This is a genomic window from Cognatilysobacter lacus (assembly GCF_008274655.1).
GTDB classification, from domain to species: Bacteria; Pseudomonadota; Gammaproteobacteria; order Xanthomonadales; family Xanthomonadaceae; genus Cognatilysobacter; species Cognatilysobacter lacus.
Genome location: NZ_VTRV01000090.1, coordinates 1 through 10,718 on the forward strand (window position 1 = coordinate 1; position 10,718 = coordinate 10,718).

Annotated in this window: 9 protein-coding genes, 2 tRNA genes and 1 pseudogene; 4 read left to right on the top strand and 8 right to left on the bottom strand. The window is 69.2% G+C overall.

Annotated elements, in window-relative coordinates:
* Positions 1–1,162, bottom strand: a 1,162-nt coding sequence (xseA, locus tag FW784_RS09060; RefSeq protein ID WP_149353026.1) for an exodeoxyribonuclease VII large subunit, incomplete at its 3' end; no start/stop codon positions are given.
* Between the two features lie 110 nt (positions 1,163–1,272).
* Here xseA and ispG point away from each other — a divergent pair.
* Both ispG and FW784_RS09070 read left to right on the top strand, forming a co-directional pair.
* Positions 1,273–2,550 (top strand): flavodoxin-dependent (E)-4-hydroxy-3-methylbut-2-enyl-diphosphate synthase, encoded by a 1,278-nt coding sequence (ispG, locus tag FW784_RS09065; protein WP_149353027.1) that lies wholly within the window; start codon positions 1,273–1,275, stop codon positions 2,548–2,550.
* Positions 2,528–3,250 (top strand): phosphatase PAP2 family protein, encoded by a 723-nt coding sequence (locus FW784_RS09070; RefSeq protein WP_149353028.1) that lies wholly within the window; start codon positions 2,528–2,530, stop codon positions 3,248–3,250. The genes ispG and FW784_RS09070 overlap by 23 nt, the downstream gene beginning before the upstream one ends.
* A gap of 1 nt (position 3,251) precedes the next feature.
* Here the strand turns inward: FW784_RS09070 and FW784_RS09075 are convergent, their stop codons facing one another.
* From FW784_RS09075 to FW784_RS09100, 6 genes are all read right to left on the bottom strand, one after another.
* On the bottom strand, positions 3,252–4,172 hold the full coding sequence (locus FW784_RS09075; protein WP_235893631.1) for a DMT family transporter: 921 nt from the start codon (positions 4,170–4,172) through the stop codon (positions 3,252–3,254).
* 133 nt (positions 4,173–4,305) lie between these two features.
* Positions 4,306–5,355 (bottom strand): UDP-N-acetylmuramate dehydrogenase, encoded by a 1,050-nt coding sequence (gene murB, locus FW784_RS09080; protein ID WP_149353030.1) that lies wholly within the window; start codon positions 5,353–5,355, stop codon positions 4,306–4,308.
* A complete protein-coding gene (locus FW784_RS09085) occupies positions 5,352–6,413 on the bottom strand; it encodes a quinone-dependent dihydroorotate dehydrogenase (RefSeq protein WP_149353031.1) in 1,062 nt (353 codons plus the stop codon). The genes murB and FW784_RS09085 overlap by 4 nt, the downstream gene beginning before the upstream one ends.
* Complete coding sequence (locus FW784_RS09090; RefSeq protein WP_187770752.1) at positions 6,413–6,733, bottom strand: DUF4190 domain-containing protein; 321 nt, start codon at positions 6,731–6,733, stop codon at positions 6,413–6,415. The genes FW784_RS09085 and FW784_RS09090 overlap by 1 nt, the downstream gene beginning before the upstream one ends.
* Positions 6,734–6,737: 4 nt before the next feature.
* A complete protein-coding gene (amaB, locus tag FW784_RS09095) occupies positions 6,738–8,270 on the bottom strand; it encodes an L-piperidine-6-carboxylate dehydrogenase (protein WP_149353032.1) in 1,533 nt (510 codons plus the stop codon).
* Between the two features lie 93 nt (positions 8,271–8,363).
* Positions 8,364–8,440: transfer RNA gene (locus FW784_RS09100), tRNA-Arg, on the bottom strand.
* 123 nt (positions 8,441–8,563) lie between these two features.
* Between FW784_RS09100 and FW784_RS09105 the strand changes: the two genes are divergently transcribed.
* Positions 8,564–8,639, top strand: a tRNA-Ala gene (locus tag FW784_RS09105).
* Between the two features lie 265 nt (positions 8,640–8,904).
* On the opposite strand, the gene rnd is transcribed toward FW784_RS09105, so the two are convergent.
* Positions 8,905–10,011: a ribonuclease D gene (gene rnd / locus FW784_RS09110; protein WP_235893632.1), complete on the bottom strand. Its 1,107-nt coding sequence runs from the start codon at positions 10,009–10,011 to the stop codon at positions 8,905–8,907.
* Between the two features lie 14 nt (positions 10,012–10,025).
* Here rnd and FW784_RS09115 point away from each other — a divergent pair.
* Positions 10,026–10,718: pseudogene (locus FW784_RS09115) on the top strand (hypothetical protein); the annotation flags it as partial.

The window sequence follows — 10,718 nt, forward strand, 5'->3', positions numbered from 1 at the left end:
GATCTAGGCGCATGGCCTCGTGCGACAGCCGGCGAACGATCGCCGACTGCGGGCGATTGGCGATGGCCGCCACGCGCTCGCGCAATCGCGCAAGCCTGCGTTCGGGGTGTCGCGCGCGCAGGACCGCGTCGGCATGCCGGATCCGCGCGCGATCACGCTCGAGGCGGCGCTTCCACGCCGCATCAAGGCGACGGAAGGCTTCGGCCTGACGACGACACAGCATCTGCACGTAGGCCTGCGGGCGCAGTGAATGCAGCTTCAGCGAGGCGCGGTCGGTGCGCTGCATCGCGTCGCGCAACGTCTGCATCTGGCGAGCGAGCAGACGGCGCTGGAGGGTCTCGAGTCGACGGGCCAGGTCGTCGCGATTGGGCACCAGCAATTCGGCGGCCACCGACGGCGTGGGTGCCCGGCGGTCGGAGGCGAATTCGGCAAGGCAGAAGTCGGTCTCGTGCCCGACGGCGCAGATCACGGGCACCGGACTTGCGGCGACCGCACGCGCGACGGCTTCTTCGTTGAACGACCACAGGTCTTCCAGCGACCCGCCGCCGCGCGTGAGCATCAGCACGTCGTAGCGGCCGCTGGCGCCCGCGCGCTGCAGCATGTCCACGATCTGCGCGGCCGAGCCCGCACCCTGGACCTGCACGGGCAGCACATCGACCTCCACGAGCGGGAAGCGGCGCGCCAGCACGCTGAGCACGTCGCGAATGGCGGCGCCGGACGGCGACGTTACGACACCGATGCGCGCGGGAAACGCAGGCAGCGGCCGCTTCCGCTCGGCGTCGAACAGGCCTTCGGCTGCAAGGCGCGCCTTGAGCTGGTCGAACGCGCGCCGCAATGCGCCTTCGCCCGCTTCCTCCATGTGATCGAGCACGAGCTGGTACTCGCCGCGTGCCTCGTACAGGGTCAGGCGGCCGCGACCGAGCACATGCAGCCCCTCGCGCGGCTGGAACGGCAGCCACGAGCTCTTGGGCTTGAACATCGCGCAGCGGATCTGCGCGCGGGCATCCTTGATCGTGAAGTACAGATGCCCGGACGCCGGCTTCGACACGTTCCCCAGCTCGCCCTCGATCCACACCGCCCCGAACGCACTCTCGAGCATGTCGCGCGCCAGCGTGTTGAGCTGGCTGGGCGTGAAGACGTCGCGGACGGGTTCGGCGGGCATGGCGTGCGGCGCGGAAGGGCGGAACAAGGTAGCGCAGCCGGTGCGATGGCGGTGCCACGGACGCGGTCGGGGTTCAGAAGGGCAGGGGTGCGCTGGCCTACAATCCGCGCATGAATGCCGTCACCCCGATTCCCGCTCCGACGCCCGACGAAGGGCAATTCGGCCCGTCTGCCCGGCGCACCACGCGTGGCGTGGTCATCGGCGGCGTGCACGTAGGCGGAGGGGCGCCGGTCGTCGTGCAGTCGATGACCAATACCGACACCACCGACGTCGTGTCGACCACGCAGCAGGTCGCCGACCTGTGGCGCGCGGGCTCCGAGATGGTGCGCATCACCGTCAATACCGCGGAGGCGGCGGCCGCGGTGCCGCGCATCCGCGAACGCCTCGACATGATGGGCGTGGGCGTGCCGCTGATCGGCGACTTCCATTACAACGGGCACCAGCTTCTGGCTGGCGAGCCGGCCTGCGCCGAGGCGTTGGCCAAGTACCGCATCAACCCGGGCAACGTCGGCTTCGGCAAGAAGCGCGACACCCAGTTCGCACAGCTGATCGAATTCGCGATCCGCTACGGCAAGCCGGTGCGCATCGGGGCCAACTGGGGCTCGCTCGACCAGGCGCTGGCGACCACGCTCATGGACGAGAACGCCCGGCGCACGCAACCGTGGGATGCGGGACGCGTGCTGCGCGAGGCCTTGATCCGCAGTGCGCTCGATTCCGCTGCGCGCGCCGAGGACATCGGCCTGCCGCGCGAACGCATCGTGCTGAGCGCGAAGGTCAGTGGCGTGCAGGAGCTGATCGCGGTCTACCGCGAGCTGGCGACGCGCGGCGACTACGCGCTGCACCTCGGGCTCACCGAAGCCGGCATCGGAAGCAAGGGCATCGTCGCGTCCTGCGCGGCGCTGGGCGTGCTGCTGCAGGAAGGCATCGGCGACACCATCCGCATTTCGCTGACACCGGAGCCGGGGCAGTCGCGCACGAACGAGGTCATCGTTGCGCAGGAGTTGCTGCAGACGATGGGTCTGCGTGCGTTCACGCCGATGGTCACCGCGTGCCCCGGCTGCGGACGTACCACCAGCACGTTCTTCCAGGAACTCGCCCAGCGCGTGCAGTCGCACGTGCGCGAGAAGATGCCCGAGTGGAAGATCACGCACCCCGGTGCGGAGAACCTGACGCTCGCGGTGATGGGCTGCGTAGTCAACGGGCCGGGCGAATCGCGACACGCGAACATCGGCATTTCGCTGCCTGGAATCGGCGAAGCGCCGTCGGCGCCCGTGTTCGAGGATGGCGAAAAGACCGTCACGCTCCGTGGGGATCGCATCGCAGACGATTTCGTCGAACTGATCGATCAGTACGTGGAGCGTCGCTATGGAGCACACACCCCCGGCTGAGCCGGCCGTCGATCCGGCGGAGGCGCTGTCGGCCCAGGCAAAGGTGGGGAAGGCGGTGCTGCGCAAGCACGGCCTGCGCCTCGCGCTGGTCCTGGCCTGTGTGGCGCTACCGCTGTGGGGTTTCGGCGAGCTGGCCGAAGACGTGGCGGCGGGGCATCCCTTCTTCTTCGACGTGCCGGTGCTGGAGTGGCTTCACTCGATCTCGGGGCCCGGCTTGAACCGGCTCTTCCTTGCGCTGTCGGCCGTCGGTTTTTCCGGCGGCGTGGTGCCGGCGGACGTCGTGCTGGTGGTCGCGCTTGCACTGCGTCGACACCCGCGTAGCGCGACGTTCGCGGCGGTCTCGATCGCCGGCTCGGCGCTGATCAACGTGCTGGTCAAGCACGTGTTCGCGCGTGCGCGGCCTGCGCTCTGGTTGTCACTGGCGCCCGAGACCACCTACAGCTTTCCGAGTGGCCATGCGATGGGCTCCGCGACGCTCGCGTGCGTGCTCGCCTGCCTCGCCTGGAGGACGCGGTGGCGCTGGCCCGTGGTGATCGTGGGCGCGTTGTTCACCGTCGGCGTCGGCCTCTCGCGTGCGTACCTCGGCGTGCACTATCCGTCGGACGTGTTGGCCGGCTGGGCGGCGGCGGTCGCGTGGGTACTCGGCGTGCGCTTCATCGCGTTCCATCGCGGGCTGATGACCGGCACCACGCAGGTGTGAATCACTCCGTCGGGCGTGATGCCCCGACCGGTGCGCTGGTCTGCGATCGCCGTGCGAGCTGCGCCTCGCGCTGCGCGATGTAGGCATTCGCCGCGAAGATGATCAGCGCGCCGGTCACGGTGTACCGGTCGATCTTTTCGTTGAACAGCAGCATGCCTGCGACGCTCACCACGGGCAGCTGCATGAAGCTGATCGGCGTCAGCGCCGACACGTCGCCGATCTTCAGCGCGCGCGTCCACAACAACTGCCCGCCGGTGCCGCAGATGCCGGTCAGTACCAGCCACAACCACGCCATCGGCTGCGGCCATTGCCAGACGAACAGAGCCGGTACGAACGACAGCGGGACCCAGAACAGATACGTGTAGAAGACGATCGTGTCGGGCGCGTCGACGCGCGAAAGCTGCTTGATCTGGATCGCCACGATCGCGCTGAGCACGGCGGCCGCCAGCGCGATAAGCGAGCCGTGGGTGAAGTCGCTCGTGCCCGGTCGCACGATCACCAGCACGCCGACGAAGCCGAGCAGTACCGCCGTCCAGCGCCGGCGACGCACGATTTCGCCCAACCACAACACGGCGGCGATCGTCACGAACAGCGGAGTCGAATACGACAGCGAAACCGCCTGCGACAGCGGCAGGTGGCCGATCGCCCAGAAGCTGCACAACATCGAGCCGATGCCGATGGCGCTGCGCAGCAGGTATTTCGGCAACTGCGTCGTGCGCATGGACGCTCGGCTCCGCAGCAGCAGCGGCATCAGCACGAGCAGGCCGACCGCATTGCGGAAGAAGGCGATTTCGAACGTCGGAAGCGTGCGCGACGCGAAGCGGATGGTGATCGCCATCAACCCGAAGAACAGCGTGCTGGCGAGCATCAACAGGGCAGCGCGGGCTGCGCTTCGGGGCGAAGGTGACGGCGCTGGGGGCATGGTCAGGCGGGCGAGAGCGCCGCGTGCAGGCGCCCGGGCGGGCGTGGGATGCGTATTGTCGCGATGCGCGCAAACGCCCGCGTGACGCGCTGCGCGGATCTACGATGCGGCAAGGCGCGCAAGGCAGTCAGGCTCAGTCGGGTAACCACGATGCGCCGACCATGCGCGGCTCGGGCTCGAGGCCCACACCGTGGCGTTCGCGCACTACCGACGCCACGTGCCTCGCGACGTCCAGAAGTTCGCGTCCGGTGGCCCCGCCGTGGTTCACCAGTACCAGGGCGTGCCCCGCGGACACGCCGGCGTCGCCGCTGCGATAGCCGCGCAGGCCGCAGTTGTCGATCAGCCACGCTGCGGAAAGTTTTGCCAGGCCCTGGCCGGCCGGGAACACCGGCAGGCGCGCGTGTGCCGCGGCCAACTCTTCGGCCCGCGCGGCGGGAACGATCGGGTTCTTGAAGAAGCTGCCCGCGTTTCCGATCACCGACGGATCGGGCAGTTTGCGCCGGCGAATGGCGATCACCGCATTGCTGACATCGCGCGCCGTAGGAGAGGCAATGCCGCGCGCGGCCAATTCGTCCCCAAGGCCGGCGTAGGAAAGGTTGGGCGCGCCGTTTCTCTGCAAGCGAAACTCGACGCCAGTGACGACGTACCGCGAAGGCTCGCGCTTGAACAGGCTGTCGCGGTACGCGAACGCGCAGGCTTCGCGCGGAAGGCGGAGCGCAAGGCCGGTGGCCGGTTCGAAGACCTGGACGGCATCGATGCATTCGCCGACTTCCACGCCGTAGGCGCCGATGTTCTGGATCGGCGCGGCGCCCACCGTGCCCGGGATGAGCGCGAGGTTCTCGAGACCAGTGAACCCATCGTCAAGCGCGCGCATCACCAGCGCGTGCCATTCGACGCCCGCGTCGGCATACAGGCGGACGTCTTCATCGTCGTCGGCCAGCACGCGGATCGCGGTGCCGGAAAGGCGCAGGACAGGCCCGGGCGGCGCGTCGACGAACAGGATGTTGCTGCCCCCGCCGAGCACGAGCGGCGCGCCTTCCGCCATCGGCGCCGACGCAAACGCCGCCGGCAGCATGGACGCGTGCGCGACGTCGACCAGCCACGGTGCGCGCGCGGCGACGCCGAACGTGTTGAGCGCGCGCAGGTCGGCGTCACGCGTGATGCGGATGCCCGGCTCCGTCATGCGGGCGGCACGTGGCCACGGCTCGGCGCTTCCTTGCGACGACGAATGGCGGCGACGCATTCGCGCACGAGGACCGGGCCGCGGTAGATGAAGCCGGTGTAGCACTGCACCAGGCTCGCCCCTGCGGCCATCTTTGCCACCGCATCCGCGCCCGAGAGGATGCCGCCGACGCCGATCAGCGGAATCGATTCGGGCATCCGCGTGCGCATGCGACGCAGCACGTACGTGGCCTGCGGCATCAGTGGCGCGCCCGACAGGCCGCCCGGTTCGTCCGCATGCGGCGAATCCTCGACGCCTTCGCGCGACACCGTGGTGTTGGTCGCGATCACGCCGTCCACCTGCAGGTCGGCCAGTACGCGTGCGGCGGCTTCGATGTCGTCATCCGAAAGGTCCGGCGCAACCTTGACCAGCATGGGAACACGCTTGCCGTGCTGGGCACCAAGCTTTTCCTGCGCCTCGCGCAGCGTGCCGACGAGCCGGCGCAGCGACTGCTCTTCCTGCAACTCGCGAAGCCCCGCGGTGTTCGGCGAGGAGATGTTGATCGTGATGTAGTCGGCGAGCGGATACACGCGCTCGAGGCAGTGCAGGTAATCGTCCTGCGCCGACTCGTTGGGCGTGTCCTTGTTCTTGCCGATGTTGATCCCGAGGATGCCCCCGCGCGCGCCGAGGCGTTCCACGTTGCGAACGAGCGCATCCACGCCGAGGTTGTTGAAGCCCAGTCGGTTGATGATCGCGCGGTGCGACGCGAGCCGGAACATGCGTGGCTTCGGGTTGCCCGACTGCGGGCGCGGCGTGACCGTGCCGACTTCGACGAAGCCGAAGCCCAGCGCGAACAGCGCCTCGATGTGCGCGCCGTTCTTGTCGAGCCCCGCCGCGAGGCCGACCGGGTTCGGAAAGTCGAGCCCGAATACCGACGTCGGGTAAGGCGACTGCGCGGGGAGACGCGCCACCAGCCCGAGCGCGCCCACGCGCTCCAGCGCATCGAGGCCACGCAGCGCGATACCGTGCGCGGCCTCCGCGTCGAGCCGGAACAGCAGCGGACGCAGAAGGCCGTACATCAGTGCGCGTGCAGGCCGATTGCGAGCAGCGCGGCCGCGAAGCCGCCGAACAGCAGCATTACGAACACGACGACCAGGATCGCAACGACCAGGTGCACGTAGCCGAGCGCGAGCCCCGCCGTCGCCATGCCATCGCCGCCGAGGCGCCCGCCGCTCTCGCGGATCTCCCGGCGCGCCATGTGCCCGCAGATGATCGCGCCGAGACTGCCGAGCACCGGCAACGCCAGCCAGCAGGCGATGCCGAACGCCAGGCTCGCTATCGCGAGTGCGCTTGTCTGCGGCGCTGGCGCCAGGGGCGATGGAGGCGGAAGCGCGTTCATCGCATCAAAGATCGAACTTGATGCCCTGCGCGAGCGGCATGGAGTCGGAATAGTTGATGGTGTTGGTCTGGCGGCGCATGTAGGCGCGCCATGCGTCCGATCCCGACTCGCGACCGCCGCCGGTCTCCTTCTCGCCGCCGAACGCGCCGCCGATTTCCGCACCCGAAGTGCCGATGTTGACGTTCGCGATGCCGCAATCGGAGCCCCACGCGGACAGGAACTGCTCGGCCGCCTTGAGGTTGGTGGTGAAGATCGACGACGACAGCCCCTGCGGCACCGCGTTCTGCAGTTCGATGGCTTCATCGAGCGTCGAGTACTTCATGACGTAGAGGATCGGCGCGAACGTTTCGGTCTGCACCACTTCGGCGTCGTTGGTAAGCCCGGTGACGAGCGCCGGCAGCACGAAGTTGCCGGGACGGTCGAGCGCGGAACCGCCCGACACGACCGTGCCGCCCTGCGCCTTCGCGCGTGCGATCGCGTCGAGGTAGGCCTGCACCGCGTCGCGGCTGTTGAGCGGGCCCATCAGGTTTGCCGGGTCGGTCGGATCGCCGATCTTGCCCTCGACCTGCTTGTACGCGGTCACCAGCTTCGCCAGAACGTCGTCGTAGATGGTCTCGTGCACGAACAGGCGGCGCGTGGTGGTGCAGCGCTGGCCCGCGGTACCGACGGCGCCGAAGACGATCGCCGGGATCGCGAGCTTCAGCTCGGCGGACGGGTCGACGATGATCGCGTTGTTGCCGCCCAGTTCCAGCAGCGAACGCCCCATGCGGCGGGCGACGCGCTCGCCAACCATCCGGCCCACCTTCGTGGAACCGGTGAAGCTGATCAGCGGGATGCGACGGTCGTCGACGAACGACTGGGCGAGGTCACTGCCCGCATCGTTGAACAGGAAGAAGATGTCGGGGAAACCGCCCGTCTTCAGCGCTTCGTTGCAGATCTTCATCGACGCGATCGCCGACAGCGGCGTCTTCGGCGACGGCTTCCAGATCGAGATGTCGCCGCAGATGGCCGCGACGAATGCGTTCCAGGCCCACACCGCCACCGGGAAGTTGAACGCCGAGATGATCCCGACGATGCCGATGGGATGCCACTGTTCGTACATGCGGTGGCCGGGCCGCTCGGAGTGCATGGTCAGGCCGTAGAGCTGGCGCGACAGGCCGACCGAGAAGTCGCCGATGTCGATCATCTCCTGCACTTCGCCGTCGCCCTCGGCCTTCGACTTGCCCATCTCCAGCGCGACCAGCGTGCCGAGCGCGTCCTTGTTGCGGCGCAGGGCGTCCGAGCACAGGCGGATGGCCTCGCCACGACGCGGCGCCGGCACCGTGCGCCAGACCTTGAAGGCCGCCTGGGCACGCTCGACAATGGTGTCGTAATCGTCCTGCGACGACGCCTGCACGCGGGCGAGCAGCGCGCCGTCGGTGGGGCTGATCGACTCGATGACGCCGGCGTCGCGGGTGCTGGACCACTCGCCGCTGCCCACGTAGGTGCCGGATTCGAGCTCGGTCAGGCCGAGGGCGGTAAGGACGGGATGCGACATCTATAGCTCCATGGATCGGCGGGTCGGCGGCTGCATTCGAATGCGGTGGGGCATCGGAGCGGGCGTCGGCGGGCGTGGCGGCGTGGGTTCGGTTGGCGGCCCCGACACGATTCGAACGTGCGACCTTCCCCTTAGGAGGGGGACGCTCTATCCAGCTGAGCTACGGGGCCCCAAGCGCGGGATTTTCGCACGGTTGCCGACTGTGCCGGAAATCACACTGCCGGCAGCCCGCAGCGGGGGCGCGTCCGGCTTGGCAGGAGCGTTGCCGCGCCGGTACACTGCGCGTCCATCGTGGGGCGGTAGCTCAGCTGGGAGAGCGTCGCGTTCGCATCGCGAAGGTCAGGGGTTCGATCCCCCTCCGCTCCACCACGATTTCGACGGCGCCTTCGGGCGCCGTTTTTTTTTGACGGCCATTCGGTGGCGACGCGCCGATGCCAATGCCAATGCCAATGCCGCGGGCATAGCGGGATCGCTCGATCCTTGTTTACCCGTGCACGGATGTCGCGCTGCTGCGGCTGCGTCGACGTCTCGTCCACCTGATCCTTCCCGTGCCCCGCTGCGCGCTGTCGCGCGCGCCGACCGCGTCACGCGATGCGGCGACCGTCAGCCACCGTCGGCGCCCGTTGCGCGTGCCCTACCCGACGGGCGCGCGGCCCAGCAGGGGCGCAAGTACGGGTTCCAGCTGTTCGCGACGCCAGCCCTCGAGCGATTCGGGCCATTCGCCAGTGTCCACCAGCGGCTCGAGCATGCGCCGCGATGCCAGCACCGCGTCCGCGACCCCCAGCTCCGCTGCACGCCGCGACACCGCGTCCTGCAGCGCCTTCACCTTCGACTTGTCGCGGCGCTCGGCGACCGCGGCGTCCGGGGCCTCCGCCTCGTCGGGCAGGGGCGTGCCAAGTGCGGTCCAGATCGCATCAACGAGCTTTCGCGGACCCTTCGGGTGGGCGCGCACCGCTTCGGCGATGGACTCCGGCGTCGACGGTGACATCCGCGCCAGCGTCGCGGCCAGCTCGTTGTCCAGCACCCAGCTACGCGGCAGGTCGGCGACGCGGGCGTGGGCGTCGCGCCAGCGCAGCAGCCGCAGCAGGCGTGTCTGGCCGTCGCGGTCGAGGAAATTCGCGGTGCGCATCGACAGGTGCGGCCAGCGATCAGCCGGGTCTTCGATCGCGGTCGCCATGGTGCGCGCCATGTCCGATTGGAACCAGCCACGGCGACCGAGCGCGTCGAGCTTCGCGGTCAGCGCGTCATGAAGCTCGAACAGGTGCTGCACGTCGTCGGCCGCGTACTGCAGCTGCGACGCGGACAGGGGACGCCGCAGCCAGTCCGAGCGCGTTTCGCCCTTTTCGAGCGCGGTTCCGGTGATCTCGGCGACGAGCTTCTGGTAGCCCATGCCGGCGCCGACGCCGGCGAGCGCGGCGGCGGCCTGGGTGTCGAACAACGGGCTCGGCACCTGCTTGCACGTCTGCCTGAACGCTACGAGGTCTTCGCTCGGGCTGTGCATGATCTTCAGCACCGACGCGTCGGCGAGCAGCGGCGCGAGCGCCTCCGCAATGCCCGGCGCCAGCGTATCGACCAGCAGGATTTCGATCCCGCCGTCGGCCTGCGGCAGCGCGATCTGCACCAGCGCAAGCTTCGGCCAGTACGTGCGCTCGCGGATGAATTCCGTATCCAGCCCCACGCGCGCGGGCGGCGAAGCGAGGCGCGCGCGGAGCGCGTCGGGGCTGTCGATCCAGTGGGCCAAGACGTGTGCCGGGTTTGCGGGAGCGGGCGACAATAGCCTACTTTCCGTGGACCCGGCGGCAGCGGCCGCAGGCAGGAGGCGACTTGCGCACGAAGGCCCGGACGACGCGGGTGGCAGGCATCGCGCTGATCATCGCGATGCTCGCCGGCGGCTGCGGCAAGGGCCACGACGCGGCGACGCAGAAGCCGCGCGTCGCGCCCAGCGTGACGGTCGCCAGCAGCGAAGACCGCCTGCCCGCATGGCGCGCGCCGCGCATCGAGGTCGATCGTCGCAACGCGCAATCGATTGCCACACGTGCCGACCGCGCGTTGATCGAGGGGCGCTTCGCCGACGACGACGACGCCTCGCTTCCGCTCTTTCTGGCGCTGCGAAGCTATCCGCCGGCCCGTGCGCGCGCGGAGCTCGGCGTCGAGCATTCGGTGCAGGGCCTGTTGTTGCAGGCGCGCGAGTCGCTGGCGCAGATAGACGTCGATCCGGATGCACTCTCGCGCGTGCGGCGCGCCGCCTCGGTGTTGCGCGTGGTCGCTCTGGACCGACCCGAGGTCGAGCGCTTTCTGCAGCAGGTGGATCGCGTGGAGGAAGGCCAGCGCTTCAGCGAGCAGGGGGAGGCCCTGCTGGCGCGCGACCAGATCGGCGAGACGGGCGGCGGCGCGATCGACTGGTTCCGTCGTGCAATCGCGTTGCGCGCCACGGACGCGCGCGCGATC

What these genes read in the sequence shown, in the direction of transcription:
- ispG (WP_149353027.1), top strand. Translation starts at nt 1,273, where the DNA reads ATGAATGCCGTCACCCCGATTCCCGCTCCGACGCCCGACGAAGGGCAA.
- FW784_RS09070 (WP_149353028.1), top strand. Translation starts at nt 2,528, where the DNA reads ATGGAGCACACACCCCCGGCTGAGCCGGCCGTCGATCCGGCGGAGGCG.
- FW784_RS09075 (WP_235893631.1), bottom strand. Translation starts at nt 4,172, where the DNA reads ATGCCCCCAGCGCCGTCACCTTCGCCCCGAAGCGCAGCCCGCGCTGCC.
- murB (WP_149353030.1), bottom strand. Translation starts at nt 5,355, where the DNA reads ATGACGGAGCCGGGCATCCGCATCACGCGTGACGCCGACCTGCGCGCG.
- FW784_RS09085 (WP_149353031.1), bottom strand. Translation starts at nt 6,413, where the DNA reads ATGTACGGCCTTCTGCGTCCGCTGCTGTTCCGGCTCGACGCGGAGGCC.
- FW784_RS09090 (WP_187770752.1), bottom strand. Translation starts at nt 6,733, where the DNA reads ATGAACGCGCTTCCGCCTCCATCGCCCCTGGCGCCAGCGCCGCAGACA.
- amaB (WP_149353032.1), bottom strand. Translation starts at nt 8,270, where the DNA reads ATGTCGCATCCCGTCCTTACCGCCCTCGGCCTGACCGAGCTCGAATCC.